This window comes from Phycisphaerales bacterium AB-hyl4, assembly GCA_041821185.1.
GTDB lineage: Bacteria > Planctomycetota > Phycisphaerae > Phycisphaerales > Phycisphaeraceae > Natronomicrosphaera > Natronomicrosphaera hydrolytica.
In genome coordinates this window covers 289660-307469 of sequence record JBGUBD010000006.1, presented here as the reverse complement: position 1 = coordinate 307469, position 17810 = coordinate 289660, and the positions used below count along the sequence as shown (strand labels likewise).

At 62.2% G+C, this 17810-nt stretch carries 14 protein-coding genes and 1 tRNA gene; 12 read left to right on the top strand and 3 right to left on the bottom strand.

The genetic code is table 11. From position 1 onward, the window contains the following. The first annotated feature begins 67 nt into the window (after positions 1–67). The 4 genes from atpE (at position 68) to atpA (ending at position 3368) form a co-directional block, all read left to right on the top strand. The gene (atpE, locus tag ACERK3_11870; GenBank protein ID MFA9478982.1) at positions 68–340 is read left to right on the top strand and encodes an ATP synthase F0 subunit C; all 273 of its coding nucleotides are present in this window, start codon (positions 68–70) and stop codon (positions 338–340) included. 127 nt (positions 341–467) lie between these two features. After that, a complete protein-coding gene (atpF, locus tag ACERK3_11865) occupies positions 468–1070 on the top strand; it encodes a F0F1 ATP synthase subunit B (protein MFA9478981.1) in 603 nt (200 codons plus the stop codon). A 115-nt stretch (positions 1071–1185) separates the two neighbouring features. Continuing rightward, positions 1186–1770 carry an ATP synthase F1 subunit delta gene (gene atpH, locus ACERK3_11860; protein MFA9478980.1) on the top strand — a complete coding sequence of 195 codons (585 nt, stop codon included), beginning with the start codon at positions 1186–1188 and terminating at the stop codon, positions 1768–1770. A 62-nt stretch (positions 1771–1832) separates the two neighbouring features. After that, on the top strand, positions 1833–3368 hold the full coding sequence (gene atpA / locus ACERK3_11855) for a F0F1 ATP synthase subunit alpha (protein ID MFA9478979.1): 1536 nt from the start codon (positions 1833–1835) through the stop codon (positions 3366–3368). Between the two features lie 141 nt (positions 3369–3509). Here atpA and ACERK3_11850 read toward each other — a convergent pair whose 3' ends face one another. Beyond that, positions 3510–5363 carry a mechanosensitive ion channel domain-containing protein gene (locus tag ACERK3_11850; protein ID MFA9478978.1) on the bottom strand — a complete coding sequence of 618 codons (1854 nt, stop codon included), beginning with the start codon at positions 5361–5363 and terminating at the stop codon, positions 3510–3512. A 132-nt stretch (positions 5364–5495) separates the two neighbouring features. Between ACERK3_11850 and ACERK3_11845 the strand changes: the two genes are divergently transcribed. Both ACERK3_11845 and ACERK3_11840 read left to right on the top strand, forming a co-directional pair. After that, complete coding sequence (locus tag ACERK3_11845; protein MFA9478977.1) at positions 5496–6392, top strand: mechanosensitive ion channel domain-containing protein; 897 nt, start codon at positions 5496–5498, stop codon at positions 6390–6392. A gap of 205 nt (positions 6393–6597) precedes the next feature. Further along, positions 6598–7971, top strand: a complete 1374-nt coding sequence (locus tag ACERK3_11840; protein MFA9478976.1) for a DEAD/DEAH box helicase — start codon at positions 6598–6600, stop codon at positions 7969–7971. A 254-nt stretch (positions 7972–8225) separates the two neighbouring features. On the opposite strand, the gene ACERK3_11835 is transcribed toward ACERK3_11840, so the two are convergent. Continuing rightward, positions 8226–8567 carry an RNA recognition motif domain-containing protein gene (locus ACERK3_11835; protein ID MFA9478975.1) on the bottom strand — a complete coding sequence of 114 codons (342 nt, stop codon included), beginning with the start codon at positions 8565–8567 and terminating at the stop codon, positions 8226–8228. Positions 8568–9056: 489 nt separating this feature from the next. Between ACERK3_11835 and ACERK3_11830 the strand changes: the two genes are divergently transcribed. From ACERK3_11830 to ACERK3_11820, 3 genes are all read left to right on the top strand, one after another. Next, positions 9057–9144 (top strand) — tRNA-Ser (locus ACERK3_11830). A 219-nt stretch (positions 9145–9363) separates the two neighbouring features. Continuing rightward, positions 9364–9720: a hypothetical protein gene (locus ACERK3_11825; GenBank protein ID MFA9478974.1), complete on the top strand. Its 357-nt coding sequence runs from the start codon at positions 9364–9366 to the stop codon at positions 9718–9720. Beyond that, entirely contained in the window at positions 9717–10766 is a 1050-nt protein-coding gene (locus ACERK3_11820) for a tyrosine-type recombinase/integrase (GenBank protein ID MFA9478973.1), read from the top strand. The genes ACERK3_11825 and ACERK3_11820 overlap by 4 nt, the downstream gene beginning before the upstream one ends. Here the strand turns inward: ACERK3_11820 and ACERK3_11815 are convergent. Further along, a complete protein-coding gene (locus ACERK3_11815) occupies positions 10666–10965 on the bottom strand; it encodes a recombinase family protein (GenBank protein ID MFA9478972.1) in 300 nt (99 codons plus the stop codon). The genes ACERK3_11820 and ACERK3_11815 overlap by 101 nt on opposite strands. A gap of 92 nt (positions 10966–11057) precedes the next feature. Between ACERK3_11815 and ACERK3_11810 the strand changes: the two genes are divergently transcribed. The 3 genes from ACERK3_11810 to ACERK3_11800 all read left to right on the top strand — a co-directional run bounded on the left by ACERK3_11810 (position 11058) and on the right by ACERK3_11800 (position 17751). After that, positions 11058–12602, top strand: coding sequence for a recombinase family protein (locus ACERK3_11810; protein MFA9478971.1), 1545 nt, complete (start codon positions 11058–11060; stop codon positions 12600–12602). Between the two features lie 553 nt (positions 12603–13155). Next, the gene (locus ACERK3_11805) at positions 13156–16524 is read left to right on the top strand and encodes a heparinase II/III family protein (GenBank protein ID MFA9478970.1); all 3369 of its coding nucleotides are present in this window, start codon (positions 13156–13158) and stop codon (positions 16522–16524) included. A gap of 792 nt (positions 16525–17316) precedes the next feature. Further along, entirely contained in the window at positions 17317–17751 is a 435-nt protein-coding gene (locus tag ACERK3_11800; GenBank protein ID MFA9478969.1) for a hypothetical protein, read from the top strand. The last annotated feature ends 59 nt before the right edge of the window (positions 17752–17810 follow it).

Genomic DNA, 17810 nt, shown 5'->3' with positions numbered 1-17810 from the left:
CCGACGGCCCCGTGCACACTAAAAACCTCGTCGGCGACAACACGTTTCACTTTTAGGAGCTATCGAAATGGGTATGAGTCTTATTCTCGCACAAGAAGCCTGGCAGCTCATCGGCAACCAGGGCTTGGCCATCCTCGGCGTCGCATTGGGCTTCGGCCTGACGATCCTCGGTGCTGCCAAGGGCATCGGCAACATCGGCTCCAACGCCGTGCAGTCCATCGCCCGTCAGCCCGAAGCCGGCGGTCCGATCGGCACGAACATGATCATCGCCGCCGCGCTGATCGAAGGTATTGCCGTGATCTCGATGGTGCTGCTGCTGGTTATCGCCTTTACGCTGTAACCAGACAGACCGACTTTCGCGGAGCAGAGCCTACCCGCTCTGTTTCGCTTTACGACACACGATTCAACACCACCAGCCTCATGGACAAGCCCAGCGATACCATGAAGCCTGCAACGAGGTAAGACGCATGAACACAATCTGGCGATTCGGCATCACCACAACCGCCGCTCTGGCTCTCACCGCCCCGGCTTTCGCGCAGGAAGTCATTGAAGCCGCGGAGGCCGGCTCCCCGGGCCTGCTCGACTGGGATCCTGGCGAGTACATCTGGACGCTGATTGTGTTCCTCGGCCTGCTGGCGATCCTCATCAAGTTCGTCTGGCCGGCGATCCTCAAAGGTCTCCAGGAGCGCGAGCTGAAGATCCAGTCCGACCTCAAGCGTGCCGAGAAGGCCAACGTCGACGCACAGCAGACGCTCGAGCAGTACAAAGCCCAGCTCGCCGAGGCTCGCAAAGAAGCCCAGCACATGATCGACCAGAGCCGCACCGAGGCCAGCCGCGCCGCCGCTCAGATCAAGGACGAGGCTCAGAAAGAGCTTGCCCAGATGCGTCAGCGGGCCGAGCGCGACATCGCCGCCGCCAAGGAGCAGGCCATCGCCGAGCTCTACGAGCAGACCGCCACCATCGCCACCGACGTGGCGGGCCAGATCCTCCGCCGCGAGCTGAGTGCCGACGACCAGCGTGCTCTTGTTGAGCAGTCGCTGAGCAAGCTTGGCGAAACGCAACAGGTGTGAACTGACCATCCCCCCAAGCCGAGCCCTGAGGAGCAACGCGACGAAGGGCCGGATCGCCGGTCGCCCCCAGGCTTCATGCCACGAATCCGCGGCTTGGAACGACAGAGACTTCAACATGACGACCACCACCAAAACCAACGCCGTCGACCGGGCCTACGCCCAGGCGCTGTTCGAGATGGGCGAAGCCCAAAGCGCGCTCGACGCGCTGGCCGGCGAAGTCGACGAACTCGGCACGCTGATCACCGACCAGCCCGACCTCGGCCGCCTGCTCAGTAGCCGAACGCTCGCCGAGGCTGAGCGCAGCGCGATGATCGAACGCCTGTTCAATGGCAATGTCTCCGACCTGCTCTACCGCTTCCTCCAGGTAGTCAACCGCAAGGGTCGGCTCAACGCGCTGCCGGGCATCGTGCAGGCGTTCAGCGACCTCATCGCGGAGAAGCGCGGCATCGTCGAAGTCGACGCCTTCGTCGCCGCCCGCATGGACGACGCCCAGGCCGCCGACGTCGCCGCTACCATCGGCAAGCACCTGAACAAAGAAATCGTGCTGCACCAGTACGTCGACGAATCGCTCATCGGCGGCATCAAGCTCCGCGTCGGCGACAAGGTCATCGACGGCAGCGTCGCCACGCAGCTTCGGCTGCTCAAGCAGAACATGATCAACGCGGGACGGGAAAAAGCCCGTCAACGGACCAACGACTAACCCCCGCAAGGCAGTGCAGCTTAAGCTGCACTGCCTGCGCCTTACGACACCGGACCATAGCCATGAAAATCAAAACCGACGAAATCACAAGCGTCATTAAGCAGGAAGTCGAGCGATTCTCGACGCAACTCGAAGTCGCACAGACCGGCAGCGTCATCGAGGTCGGCGACGGCATCGCCCGCGTGCACGGCCTCTCCGAAGCCATGGCCGGCGAAATGCTCGAGTTCGAAACCACCGAAGGCGAATCCGTCCTCGGCCAAGTCATGAACCTCGAACAGGACATCGTCGGCGCGGTTATCTTCGGCGACTACCTGAAAATCCACGAAGGCACGACTGTTCGCTCCACCGGCGAACTGCTGTCCGTGCCCGTCGGCGAGCAACTGCTCGGCCGCGTGGTCAACGGCCTCGGCCAGCCGATCGACGGCAAGGGCCCGCTCCAGAACACCGAGTCGCGCAAGGTCGACATCATCGCTCCCGGCATCGCCGACCGGCAGCCGGTCACCCAGCCGCTGCAGACCGGCGTCAAGGCCGTCGACTCCATGATCCCGATCGGCCGCGGCCAGCGCGAGCTGATCATCGGCGACCGCAAGACCGGCAAGACCGCCGTCGCTGTCGACGCGATCATCAACCAAAAGCAGTTCGTCGGCACGGACGACGAAGTCATCTGCATCTACGTCGCCGTCGGCCAGAAAGAATCCACCGTCGCCGGCGTGGTCGAAGCCCTGCGTGAAAACGGCGCGATGGATTACACCATCGTCGTCAACGCCGCCAGTTCCGATCCGGCCCCGATGCAGTACATCGCCCCCTACGCCGGCTGCGCGATGGGCGAATACTTCATGTGGCAAGGCAAGCACGTGCTCTGCGTCTACGACGACCTCTCCAAGCAGGCCGCGTCGTATCGCCAGCTCTCGCTGCTGCTGCGTCGCCCGCCCGGCCGTGAGGCCTACCCCGGTGACGTGTTCTACCTGCACAGCCGACTGCTCGAACGCGCCACCAAGCTCAGTGATGACAACGGCGGCGGCAGCCTGACTGCCCTGCCCATCATTGAAACGCAGGAAGGCGACGTCTCGGCGTACATCCCGACCAACGTGATCTCCATCACCGACGGTCAGATCTACCTCGAACCCGACCTGTTCTTCGCGGGCGTCAGGCCGGCCATCAACGTCGGCATCTCCGTCTCCCGCGTGGGTGGCTCCGCTCAGATCAAGGCAATGAAGGAAGTGGCCGGCTCGCTCCGCCTCGACCTCGCCGCCTTCCGCGAGTTGGAAGCCTTCGCCCAAATCGGCACCGAGCTCGACAAGGCCACGCAGCGTCAGCTCGACCGCGGCCAGCGCATGGTCGAACTGCTCAAGCAGCCACAGTATCAGCCCACCGAGGTCATCGACCAGGTGCTCCAGATCTTCGCCGGCTCGCGCGGCTTCCTCGACGACCTGGCCAACGACCAGGTTCACCCCTTCGCCGACGCTCTGCTCAAGCATTTCCAAGGCCCGGCCAAGGATCTGCGTGACGAACTGGTCGCGAAGAAGTCGCTCAAGGGCGAACTCGAAGAGAAGCTCAAGAAATCCATCGCCACCTTCAAGGAAGGCTGGACCGCCTGAGGCGACGGCCAAACGAGCTCGCTGTAAAATTTGATCTTGCAACAATACCTGCTCTGGCAGCTGCGTCCGCAGTTCCCAGAGCAGGTATTGTTTATGGCCGATCGGCCTTGCCACCGCCACTGCAACCCTGCGTCCCCGTCGTCAGCTTGGCCTTGGCTGTGGCTCCGTCGAGGCCCCGTTGGATGAGGGGTCATCACGCAGCATTCGCACGGAAAGCTCCCGGTCCTGGTCGCCCGCGAGGTAAAGCGTCTGCGTCGGGAAGGCGAAGTCGATTCCCGCTTCGCGGAAAGCGGTGATGAGCTTGATGTTCACAAGCTGACAGTGGTTGATGTAAGTGAAAAAGCCGCGATCCGGATCACCCGCAATCTGGTACCAATAAAGCGCGGTGATGTTCAGGTTGTCGGCGTTCAACGCATCAAACGCAGCTCGCGGTGGCGATTTTTCCATGTCGAATCGCCCTTCCTCCACCACTTCCTCGCTATTGAGAATGTCCTTGACGATCTGGACTGCTTCTTCGAGCTTCTCGGTTGGCGTGTCGTAAGTGATCGAGATGTTCATATGCCGACGAATTGCCGGCCGAGCCGTGATGTTCTCAACGTTCGAATCAATGAACCGGGCGTTGGGGATGGTGAGCAAATGCCCGGTAAGCAGGCGCATGCGTGTCGAGCGGAAGCCGATCGATTCCACACCGCCGGACTGGCCATCGAACGTGATGAAGTCGCCCACCTTGAATGGTTTGTCGAGAAGCACGGTGATTGAGCCGAAGAGGTTGCGGATCGAATCCTGCGCAGCGAGCGAGATGCCCAAACCCACGATGCCGAAGCCGGCAATCCACGCGGTTACGTTCAGGTCGAACACGTTCTCCGCCACGACCAGGGCAAACATCACCACAAGAAAAATGCGCAATGCCCTGCGGATGAGCGTCACGACAATGTCGTCAAGCATGCCGCTCGTGCGTTCCGTCGCCCGGCGGAGCGCAACCTCAATGATGTTCACCAGGTTGAACAGGAACCAGCCCAGCGCGAACAGGTAGAGGAACTGAAACACCTGCCCACGAAGCTCCGTGAGTTCTTCCGTCAGCACCAACGCTTCCAGCCCCATCGCCAGGCCGAGCCCGAACAATGCCAGGCTCGCCGGGCTCGCCACGTCTTGAAACAGCAAAGCCCGCGCCGGCCAACCGCGTTGCTCCAGTCGATCCCCCGCCCGGCGTAAAGCCGCACTGACCAGCTTGCCCGCCACGAGACCGGCAAAAATACCGCCCAACAATACAAGCCAACCCCAGTAAGGCGTCTGGTGGAACGTGGGCCCGAGCACATTCATAAATTGCTCGGTCGCGTGCACCTGCGGCGCAAGATGACGCGGCGGCAAAGGGGCCATGCTCTGCGCCAACGCCTCAATGCCCGCCACCGTCTCGGCGGAAAACTGCCAGCCCGCATTCGTCCGCACGAACACGATCTGACCATCCGGCCAACGATCAAACCGCTCCAGCGATTCCCACACCCACACGTGACGCACGGGATGCGGGAAAAAGATGAAGCGGTTGATGTCAACGTCCGCCAGATCACGCTCACCTGGCAGATCATCATCGCGAATCTCGCCCAGCCGATCGAACACGTCCAGCAGCCGTTTCGCCGCCAGCCGCGCTCCTTCTTCGCTCATCACATCCTGCCACTGCATCGTCGCCAGCACATGCCGCCATGCTTCGTCGAGGTCGCCCTCTTCGCGATTGATGCGATTAATCGCGGGGAAGTAAGTCCGCAGCAACGTTGCACGCGGCGAACTGAGATCCAGCGCCATCCTCGCCGCATCCGGCCGCGGCGAAGGTGCCGGCGGCTCCGGCCAGCCGGACGAAGCATCGTCGGCCGACGCATCGGCAGCGACCGCATCCCCTGCCGGGCCCGCCTCGTCCGCCTGTGCGACGGCCGATCCGCCGGGCAGCCATAAGACCACCAGAAGAAACAACAACATCATCGGCAGCAGAAGCGTTTGACGCATGGTCGATCTACTTTCTCGGTTCATTCCAGCCAGCAAGCAAGCTAATAGGTTAGTCGCCCCACCGCCTGCGCCAAACCCGATCACTGGTCGCGCGGTCGAATCCCCCGTCTTCGCTCGGTTATGATGACGGGCATGTTCGATCCCGCCGCGACATCTGATCCCACCACCGTGCAGCCGTTCATGAGCGATTGGCTGGAGGCATTGGTCAGCACTGCCCTGCTCGTGCTGGTGGTCGTGATCGCACGAGCCGCCGTCGGCCGCGCCATCAAGCGCGGTGTCGCCTCGCACGACCTGCGCCGCCGCTGGCTGGTGCAGACACGCAACGGCCTGCTGCTGCTCCTGCTGCTGGGGCTCGTGATCATCTGGGGCTCAGAGCTGCGCACCCTCGCACTGTCCGTGGTGGCCATCGCGGTCGCCTTTGTCGTCGCCACCAAGGAACTGATCCTCTGCGTCAGCGGTTCAGTGCTGAAAACCGGCGCCCGCTCGTTCACCATCGGCGACCGCATCCAGATCAAAGACATCCGCGGCGATGTGATCGACCAGAACCTGCTCGCCACCACCATCATGGAGATCGGCCCCGGCAAGCTCACACACCAGCGCACCGGCCGCGTCGTCGTCATCCCCAACGCTCTGTTCGTCTCCGAGCCGGTAATCAACGAAAGCTACACGCACGACTTCGTCCTGCACGTATTCACCGTGCCATTCAAACGGGAAGACGACTGGCGCACCGCCCAGCGGGCGCTGCTCGCGGCCGCGAAGCATCAATGCGACCCCTACCTGCCCGAAGTTCGCCGCCACATGAAGCGCATCAGCGAGCAGCAGGGACTCGACACGCCCAGCGTCGAGCCGCGGGTGACGATGCAGATCCCCTCCGCCGGCGAAGTGCACCTGATCATCCGCGTCCCCGCCCAGGCCCCGCGCCGCGGCTACGTCGAGCAGGCCATCCTCGCCGAGTGTTTCGAACACACGGACTACGCCGCACCCAAGCAGCCGGAATCGGCCGCGGCCGACAACCCCGACACCATCTGACAGCCGGTTTTGGCAAAATTTCCTGCCGACTCGCTTTTGACAGTAGAAGCTGCTATACTCCCGGACTCAACTGCCCGCCTGGATTGATCTTCCGCCTCACGGCAAACCCCGATCTAACTCAGAGCCCAGTTGTGGCGCATCGACCGGTTGTCCTTCGGCACCCGCCGATCCCGTTGCGGTGTGCATCCTCGAAGGACTCAAAAAGATGAAGTTTGTGGACCTTCGGCTCAACGAGCCGATCCTCCGTACTGTCGCCAGTGAAGGCTACAGCGTCGCTACTCCCATTCAAGCTGGTACGATCCCGCACGTCCTCGACGGCCGTGACGTGCTCGGCAGCGCCCAGACAGGCACAGGCAAGACGGCCGCGTTCGCGCTGCCCGCATTGCACCGCTTGTCCGAATCATCGCCGCCCAAGGGCAAAACGAAGCGGCCTCGCTGCCTCGTGCTCGGCCCGACGCGCGAACTCGTCCGCCAGATCGCCGACAGCTTTGTCACCTACGGCCAGCACCTGTCGATCAACGGCACAGTCATCTTCGGCGGTGTGAACCAGAACCCACAGGTCAAGGCGTTGCGCCGCGGCGTCGACGTCATCGTCGCCACCCCCGGCCGACTGCAAGACCTGATGGGCCAAGGCCACGTCGATCTCAGCGCCATTGAGATGCTCGTCCTCGACGAAGCCGACCGCATGCTCGACATGGGCTTCATCCGCGACATCCAGCGCATCGTCGAACACCTGCCCAAAAAGCGGCAGACACTGCTGTTCTCCGCCACCATGCCGCGCGAAATCCGTCACTTGGCGGACACCCTGCTGTCCGACCCCGCCACCGTGGAAGTGACGCCCGAGAAGCCAACGGTCGACGCCATCGACCAGTCCGTCTACTTCGTCACGCGGAAGAACAAGCCCACCCTGCTCGCTCACCTGCTGGGAGAAACCAGCATCAGCCGAGCCATCGTCTTCACCCGCACGAAGCACGGCGCGGACCGCGTGGTCAAGCAGCTTCGCACGCAAAGCCTGCCTGCCGAAGCGATCCACGGCAACAAGACACAAAACGCACGCGAGCGGGCGTTGAAGAACTTCACACTCGGCCGAACGAACGTGCTCGTCGCCACCGACATCGCCGCACGCGGCATTGACGTCGACGGCATCAGTCATGTGATCAACTATGACCTGACCCACGAGCCAGAGACATATGTACACCGCATCGGCCGTACCGCCCGCGCGGGAGCGTCCGGGGCCGCCATCTCGTTCTGTGATCACGACGAGCGGGGCAACCTGCTCGCCATTCAGCAGTTGATCCGTAAGAACATCGCCGTCCGCACCGACTGCCCGGATTACACCGAGACAGAACAGTCGATGATGGCGGGCATGATCCAATCCCCATTGTCATCCACCGGCGGCAACCGATCGCGACGTCGCCCCGCCCGCAACCGCAACGCGAACGCAGGCGGCAGCGATCGACCGCGTCGTCCCCGAGCGGCCGCACGCGGCGGCAAGGCAGACGGCGGCCACACCGCAGCCTCCAAGCCGCGCCGCCGACGTGGTGGTCGAGGTAACAGCGGCGGACACGCCGGCTCGTAAGCCGACAATGTTGAAATCAACTGATCGTCACACATAACTCGCATGCGATGCGATCCGCAGCGCATGCGACAAAGACGTCGCACAGATTTCCCGTCAACCTCGGGCTCACCAATTAACCGTCGAAGCCCACGGATTGCATCCGTGGGTGCTCGACCCACCCGAGACTGACGGCAAAACGGCATTACACCAACAAAAAAGAGCCCCGACCACGCATGTGGCCGGGGCTCTTTAACTTCAAGTGTTAAGCGGTTTGCTTACCAGCGTCCGCCGCCGCCACCGCCACGGTTGCCGCCACCGCCGCGGTTGCCGCCACCACCACCGCCGCCACGATAGCCGCCGCCGCCGCCGCCCGCTTCACGCGGCCGAGCTTCGTTGACGTTCAGGCTTCGGCCTTCGAACTCCTGGCCGTTGAGCGCTTCGATGGCCGCTTTCGCTTCGCCATCGTCCGCCATCGTGACAAAGGCAAAGCCGCGTGGCCGACCTGTGTCGCGGTCCATCACCACAGCCACTTCACTGACCTGGCCATAGTTGCTGAACAAACCTTCGAGGCTTTCCTCGGTGCTGGTAAAGGACATGTTGCCAACGTAAATCTTCATGCGAAACTCCGAACAGAGTGACCGTCGGGTGTCTCGCTTCGAACAGGTATGGTTCTCAAAATGCGGGAATCTCGATCGTGTCACGGACCTGAAAAAGCCGGGCACATTGCCCGGCATCAAAACGACGTCAATGCGGTTGAGCGGAAACGTCGAACGCCAGCAGAAGGGATCAGCGACCACAGGCAACTGCCAGAGCATAGCATGTTCAGACATCAACACCAGATAAAACTGTGTATTTTGTCAATGTTCAACAGATTTTCCCTTTCAAGAGTCTGGAACAAGCGATCGGCCTGGTAAAGTCCGCTGACAGCAAGCCCGCCACCTCTATTGAAATAGAGTTCACCTCCCTAAGCCCACGGGCTCTGCCGCCGCAACTCTGCATTACATAGATAGTGTCAATTTCCTTACCGCTCCCGGCAAGTTAATCAGCTTTACAAACTCCCCGGAACGTCTACGATACGAGCCTAAAATGGCCACACTACCCGTTTTGGAGAGGTGACCGAGTGGCTGAAGGTGCAGCACTGGAAATGCTGTGTACGGCTTGTCCGTACCGCGGGTTCGAATCCCGCCCTCTCCGCTTAAATGGTCCGTATGAACGCAAAAGCGTCTACGGACCATTTTTATTGCACATCGCCCCCACCCGCGGGACCGCACTGTCCCCAAATGGTCCCCAAAGGGCCTAAGTTCGGGGGGCGCGGGGGATGCGGTCCCCGCCTTGCCCATCTCCACCTTCCAGTCGTCACGGTAATTTCGTGTACCGGTGGCCGTTCTACGCATCCCCGTCGAAAAACGGGTTATGAACAAGCAGCACACCCGACCGTCGTCACCCGCATCCCCGCCCTCCGGTCCGCTCACCATCGAGGAGGTGGCGGCGGCCCTCGCTCCACTCGCCGATCAGTTTCCACCCATCCTGTCGCTGGAGCAGGCTGCGAAGCTCAGCCATTACACGCCCGGATCGCTGAAGAAGCTGGTCAGTCAGGACCGCTTCCCCGACAGCGCGATTCGTGCTCGACCGCTGCGGTTCTGGCGCGATCGGTTCGTGCTGGAGATCGCCAACAACGCCACCTCGCCTCGCCGCTCGGCCAAGCCCTTCGAGGAACCGGCCAAGGACGCATCCGCCGACTCTGCCCGCAAGGAGACACGCCAGCGATGAAGCTCGCCGACCGCCATGTCTGTGAGGGAACGGTGCCCCGCATCACCATCGGCCGGCGGGTCTACCGCAGGGCCGACGGCAGCCGGTATGTCAGCAACACGTGGACTGCCCAGTGGTCGTACGAAGGCAGGCACCAGTACGAGGCGCTCAAGACCCGCCGCAAGGATGCGGCCGTGCGGAAAGCGTTTGCGATCTGCGAGCGGATTCGGGCTGGCGAGGTGAAACCAAAGAAGTACGCGCTCACCATCGCAGAGATGCGAGAGAAGTACCTCGACCTCAAGCGAGGGGAAGGCCGAGCGCCGAAGACGGTTCAGAAGTATGAAGCCGGGCTGCTGTCGCTGGTGGCGTGGTCGACCACGGTCGGCCGGCGATCAGCAACCAGCTTCACCGCCGACGATTTCTGGCGCTACAACCGATGGCTGGCGGACAACGGCGCCAGCGAAAAAACACGATACGACCGGCTCATCCTGATCAAGCAAGCGTTCAAGTGGGCGCACAAGCAAAAGCTGCTGGCTGAGAACCCGCTGGTCGGCGTCAGCCTCAGCGAACCGGCCCCGACCGAGCAGCCCTGCTTCACGCCGGATCAAGTGTCCATCTTGCTGCGGGAAGCGGACCCGCATGAGGCGGCGATTTACGCCACCATGGCTTATCTCGGCCTGCGCATCGGCGAGGTACGTGAACTCCGCTGGTCCGACATCCTCTTCGACGCCGGCGAGCATGGCGTGGTGGTGGTTCGGCGCGGCGGTTCAGGCGGCACGACAAAGAACCGAGGTGTGCGTCGCATCCCGCTCAACCCGGCCCTCAAGCCTTACCTGGACACCGTTGAGCGCAAGTTCGAGCGGGTCTTCACAGCGCGCCCTTCCCCCAAGCATCCGGCCGGCGGCGGCCCGATCAGCGAACGACGGCTGTTGCTGTCACTCAAGCGGCTGTGCAAACGGTGCGGGTTCAACGACCCCACGAAATACAAACTGCACACCTTTCGCCACGTGTTCGCCTCGATGTGCGGCCATCCTCTGGAAGATCGTCGCCGGTGGCGAGAATCGTAATCCCCGCCTTCTCGAATTCATGATCGATCCAGAAGCCGTGGCTGGTGCCGCCGCGCGTCAGCCGATCCAATCGTTGAACGAGCAGTACATCGTAATCATCCGCCGAGCGTTTACGCTCAAGCAGTTGTGGCAGATCGTCTCGCTTGCCAGGCAGTGAGCCGCTGACGCCCTTGAGAATAATCTCGTCGACGAGCACCATGCCCAGCCGCTCGCCCTCCGCCCGGAGCCACTGCCAAGTATGACGCCGCCCGCGAACAGGCTCGCTCCATCGGGCAACGGTCGGTGCAAGGCATGATGCATGCCTTCAAGCAAGGCAGAAACTGCGTCACCTCACGCACGCCCTATGGCTGTGATCGCCTTTACCTGACCAGCGATGGCAAGCCATCGTTCGTCATCCGCAATCTCGCGGATGGGCGGCAACATAAATTGACCCATGACACGAAAGAGATCATCGACACGCTCGGCCGAGCTGGCGGCGGCGTGAAAGGCCACTACCGCAAGCAGAAGGATGAACAGGTCCTGATCGTGTCCGGCGAGCAGGCGAAGACCGAGGTCGTCCGCGAAATCTTCGATCTGCACTACAACCAGCACTGGGGCGGAAAACGCATCGCTGACCTGCTCAACCGTCGTGGCATCCTCTCGCCGACAGGCAAGGGCTGGAGCCAGCGTCAGGTCGAGTCGATCTACGAAAACCCGATCTACTGCGGCGTTGCGCTCGGCCAGCGGATCAGTCAGGGCATCTACTACCGTCGCGGCGAACAGCATCCCGAGGCGGTCGACTTGGACGCCAAGACCTTGGCCAACTGCCACGTCGCGCCCAAGCAGCATCGCCCGCCGGCGGAGTGGTTGTGGCAGGAACAGCCGCTGATGAAGGGCTTCCTGCCCGAACCGCTCGTCACGAAGGCGAGGCAGGAGATCGAGAACGTATTGCTGGAGCGGTGGCAGCGGCGCAATGATCCCACTTGCCAGAAGCGATCCACGAACAAACACAAGGACAGCCCCTACATCCTGACCGGCCTGCTGTTCGCTGCACAAGACGGCGAGGACCTCAGCGGCGTGATGTGCGGCAACGAGAAGCATCGGAAGCGCTACTACCGTCATCGCAAGGGCAACGCCAACTACCGCAAGGGTTCGATCCTGAATCGGCTCATCCCCGCCGAAGCGCTGGAGAAGGCGGTCGTCGCCTTGATGCGCGAGGTCCCGCTCGATGCGCCAATGCTGCGTGATCGGGTCCTGCAAGCCATCACCGATCGCCCCTCCACCGATGCCAGCCGAAGGCAACTGGCCGAAGCCCAGCGGGAGCGGGATGCGATCGCCAAACGCGTGCAGTTGATCTTTCAGACCTTTGACGATGCCGACCTGGCGGATGCCAAGCCCGTGTTGAAGGGCCTGAACGCCCAGGCTCGCGCCCTTGAGCATCGCATCGCCGAACTGACCCGTGCGTTGGAAATTGTGGATGTGGATTCGACCCCCGAAGAACTGGCTGACCGTGTCATCGAGCGCCTCAGCGGCCTCGACGCCCAACTGGTCAACCTCCCCGCCGCCACCCTTCGCAACGTCCTAAAGGCTTTCGTCGAGCGGGTTGAGGTCGACATGGAAACGAAGAACGCCACCGTCACGCTGCGGTTACCGCCTTGGGCGCTCCACAGCGGCGATTTGGCGATGTGCCTCGCACCCAGTTCAGCGTCATCAACTGGGCACGAGACACATCCGGGGCATGACGTGTCAGGGCGGGGATTGGTGATCCACCTCACCCATGCTGACTGCCGGTACCTGCACAAGGCAGGTTGCACGACCGTCCCACCTTGCTATGACTGCCGGCGTCGAGCCGCATAAGCCACCAACCCATCATGAATCAGTGGGTGGCGATTAGGATCGGATCGAGCGTTAGACGGGCGAGGCTCCAACGTGACGGCTCGCCTTCAAGCACCTACGCAAGACGGGGCCTCAACTCGTCCGCGACGCCAGTGACGGCGTTATCGCCGGTGCGTTCTTCAGCCACGGCCAGGCGGTCGCCTCAGGCGACCAGTCGGACGCGCACACTTCGCTCCTTCAACCTCGTAACCGAGGTACTGGGCATAGTGCGAGCGGAAACGCCCACTGCATCACGAACCACGGCCCGACAGCGCGACCAGCCTGTCGTCAGGGTGCGAAAAAACCGTTTTGAAGGCCGAAGAAGCCTGGCCACCCGGCCCGCGGACCGTGTCGAAGCCGATTTGCGCAGAATTCTTTCATGCCCCACGCTGCTCACGCGATAAACTGATCTCTGATCGCCGGCGATGGAAATCAAATGGGAACTATTGACATGAAGGTCTTATGAAAGATGAGTCGGTGGAATTTGAATGAGACACCTTCAAGATGTCGGCGTCACGTGGGCGTGGCGATCCTCGTGATTTGCTTGATACTGCTGGTCACGGCATGCACACGGCCGGCCGCAGCGACGCCGTCAGCCCCCACGACGGCCGACGCGTCGGTCCGTCACGCCGCAACGGATGTGAGCGTTTTTCATCCGCCGCACGTCATCGACAACGTCCGGCGAAACGTGCGCGAGCATGCCCGGACGAGCGAGCTGCGCGACGCGGCAGTTCAGAGGGCTCAGCCGTGGGTGGACTTGACCGACGAAGAGCTGTGGTCGCTTATGTTCACACCTGAACTGCCGCGCGCATGGCAGGTGCTTTCGCATGGCAACTGTCCTGCCTGTGACGAACCGGTGCCGATGTATGCGTGGGAGGTCGACGCGATGCGCGAGCCGTGGAAGATGCACTGCCCGCATTGCGAGCAGCGCTTTCCGACCAACGACTTTGAAGCCTACCACCGCTCGGGGCTGGATGAGCATGGCCTGTTTCGCGAAGCGCTGGCGGATCGTACTTTGCTCTACAACAGCGATCATCCCGACCCAGACGACCCTCTGCATCTGTTCGGCGTGGACGACGGGCACGGCTTCGAGCATGAGGGTGAGCGATGGCTGTTTGTGGGCGGCTACCTGGTCTGGGGGCAGTGGAAGCAGCGCGTTGTGGCGGGCGTTGAGGCGTTGAGCCGGGCGTATGTGCTCACGGGTGATCCCATTTACGCGAGAAAGGCTGGCATCCTGCTCGACCGCATCGCCGACCTCTACCCCGCGTTTTCATTCAAGGCGCAGGGCTATATCTACGAGCAATTGGGCTTGAGCGAGGGCTATGTCTCGGTATGGCACGACGCGTGTGCCGAGACACAGTCGCTGGTGCTGGCGTATGACGCGATCCGTCCGGGGCTGGCGGTTGACGATCAGTTCGTCGCTTTCCTCCGAGACAAGGCTGAAAAGTTCAATCTCGACCAGCCCAAGCCCGACTGGCCGGCCATACGGGACAACATTGAGCGCGGCCTGCTGCGCGATCCGCTGGCGAAACCGGCCAAGGTGCATTCCAACTTTCCGCGCCAGCACATTCTGCTGAGTATCCTGCGCGCCGTTCTCGCCGGGCCTGCCGGTTGGGATGACCTGCTCGACGAGACGCAGGCGTGGATGGAGCAGGCGACGGCGGTGGACGGCGTGACTGGCGAGAAGGGACTGCCAGCGTACAGTTCGTACGCTGTCCACAACATGTCGTATTTAATGGCGATTCTAGACCGCGCGGACGACCAGGCGCTGGTGGCGCTGCTGAAACGCTCGCCTGGACTGACGCGGACGTTCCGATTCTTCATCGACACCTGGGTGATGGAGCAGTTCTACCCGCAGATCGGCGATGGTGGCTGGATGCGGCCACCCGCGGAGCGCCAGGCGCTTCCCTATCTGGGTATTGATTTAGAGAGCACCGCCGGGCCCGAACTGATGTGGCGGTGGTATGAGGTGACGGGTGACGTTGATTACGCGCGCATCCTGTACAAGGCGCTGCCGAACCCGAGCGTTTCGCTTCATCGCAATGTCTATGCCCGCGACCCTGATGGCATCGAGCGGGCGCTGGCGGAGGTGATCAACGAGCACGGCGAGTCACTGGAGCAGACCAGCGTCAACCTGGAACAGTGGGGCTTGGCAATGCTTCGCTCGGGCGAAGGCGACGCGAGGCGAACCGTCTGGATGCACTACGACACAGGCGGCGGCCACAGCCACGCCGACGCGCTGACGCTCGGCCTCTACGCGTTCAACGAAGACCTGATGGCGGACTTCGGCTACCCGCCCGTGCATTATGGAGGCGGCTGGGACAGCCCCCAGTTGAAATGGTACCAGTCCACCGCGTCACACAACACGATCCTGGTCAACCGCACCAATCAGGTTCAGCCGCACGTGCGCCATACGGGTACAACCTCGCTCTGGGCCAGTGGCGTCGGCCTTCAGGCAATGCGTGCCTCGGCGGTCGACGCGCTGCCGACGCCTGTCTCGCTTGATCATGCGGAAGGGGACCGCATCGGCTTCTACAGCTATACCGGCGGGGCGTTCACATCCGTCCGCATCGAGACGCACGATCCCGAAACAGGCGAGTGGCGGGAAGTCTTCACCGATGATTTCGACCGTGAGACCATCGGCGACAACTGGCACGTCATCGAAGGCGAATGGAAAATCGAGGACGGCCAGCTCGTCGGTCACGGCACGATCATCAACACACACTCGTTCCCAGGTGCGCAGCGGCTGAGCTATCGAGCACGCACCGATGCAGATGAGCCGTGCGATCTGAGTGCGTTTCTCCGAAGCGACGCCAGAGGCTTCCATGCTGGCGTCTTTTTCGGATTCGGCTCGGACATGAACAGACGGTCGCGGATCACAGCCCAGCTTCATACCGTCGCTGAGGCAGGTACGATCATCGAGCGCGGCCGAACCCACCACGTCGTTTGCGAGATCAAGGGGAACGTTGCCCAGCATAAGGTTGATGGCGAGCTCATTCAGCAGTATGAAAGCACGTCCGCCGACAGCACGGCCCCGCGCTACGAGCGGACAGCGGTGATGGTGGATATAGATGAGCGGTCATTCTACGTCCTGGACGTCGCCCGCGTGACCAGCAGCCAAAAGGACGGTAACGAGCATGTCCGCATGATGCACAGTCACATCAGCGAACTCGCGACCGAGGGGTTAAACCTGGTTTCGACATCGGAAAGCTACGACCCGATGATGCGCAACTACTTCGTGGATACCGAGCCCGAGATCGGCTGGCGAGCGGTGTTTACAACCCCCGACACCCAGGGCGAGCCGGTGCATCTGGCGTGGACCGATCTGACTCACGACGCCGAGGCACTCACGGCTGAGGGCTGGGTGCACATCGGCCATTACAACGAGCATGCATTCACCTGGCTGCCGCGCATCATGACCCGCCGCGTCACCGCCGACGCGGCGTTGACCAGTACGTTCGCAGGCATCATCGAGACTTACCGCGACGCCCCGACCGTGCGCCAATCGCGAAGGCTACCACTATATGACGAGCAGGGCAGCGCACTCGGTGACACGCATGTCGCGATCGAGGTGCGCCTGGCCGACGGTCGGCACGACCTGCTGATCGCCGTCGATCCCGAGGCGTCGCCGGCCGGGTCGGCGGTGGTGCAGCCGGACTGGGGCGTCACGTTCGCCGGCGACCTGGCGGTGATCCGTCGTGGCGATGGCAATCGCGTGCAACACGTGTCGGTGTGCCGTGGCCAGGCGTTGACGCTGCCCGGCCTGCGGCTGGAACTGGCTGACAAGCCGGCGCTGATCGAGATTGGATGGAACATGGACGGCGTGCCGGCATTGCTCACCGGCGCGCATGCCTCTGTCACGGCATTGCACGTCGACGGCGAAGCCGTGCAAGTGCGTGATTGAGCATCGCTGGCATGCGCCGACGGCTTAGACCGAGCACCTGTTCGGTTACGGGTGCACAGGAACTGATCGGGCAGAGCCGGTCGATATTCTGGTTCCCGAGCAGTTCCGCGGCAACCGCCCCGCATACGTCACCAAGGGCGGCGCTTTTACCGATCTGGTCAGCCTTAAGTCAATCCATTGGGCATCGTCCCCAACCGGCGGTCACCGATTGGGCTAAGGAGCGTGAAAAGTCAGCATCGGAAGAGATAAGGCGTCTCCTGCGATCCAACGTATAAATAGTTCAACTGGTGTCCTGTCACCCCGTGATCTGTTTCGAGGTCCACGGCCCCCATGATGGTCCCCAAGCGGCAGTCACCCTTTGTTGCGGAAAGTAGCTGATCATCTATTCTGCCAGCCGCCGCGTGATCGCAGGTGACGACTAAGACGAGTGTTAGAGAATTCTGAGGAATTTCAAAGAAAGGCCTTGACGAATCCCCCCTCTCCGCTTCTGCTTTATAAGCAAGGGTTTATAAACGAATCCTTGTTTCACGTTTTGTACCCCTTTGGCCTCGTACCCCTTGTTGTACCCCTTGGTGGAAAAATCACTGGGGGGGTACAGGGGCAGCCATCGTTCAACAGGGGGTACAATCGGGCCGAACTGCTGTTGGGGGACACCGCATGCGCCCGCCCGCGATCTGCTCGAACCCGCAATGCCAATCGGTGTTTCTCGCGCCCGTTGACGTAGGCCAGCACGAGAACAGCATATTCGTCAACGTCAGCTTTACGTGCCCTGCCTGCGGGGAGTCCGCACGCATGTTGGATACCTTTGTTGGGGGCGGAAGCGTCTTCTTTCGGGCCTTCGCGGGTGTTGATCCGGCGCAGTTGGTCGCCGTCAAGACATATCTTGAGTCGATTAAGGCAAACCCACCGTCCGCCCGCGAGATCATCGAGACGGTCCAGCAGCATGTTCCAGCCTTCGAGGTCGACTCCAGGCAACTAAATAGCCTGACGCCTTTTCAGTGGGCAATGCTCATTGCTGCGTTCTGCACCATTTTGCTGGCAGCCGACGCGGCTATAGATCGTGTTGCGACAGGGTACGGCAACAGTGATGCGGCCCCCCAGCAAGAACAGCAGCAGGTGGAGCCGGAACAGCAGCCGCCCCCTCATCTTGAAGAACCGGCTGGTCAATCGGACGACCAGGGTTCAGGCGACGACGCCGACGAGCCCCCGCCGCAGCGTGCCGTCTGAGTCGCGGCGGCAGGATGCTCGGCCATGGCCAGTGTCACTGGCACGCTGGCATGCTGGCA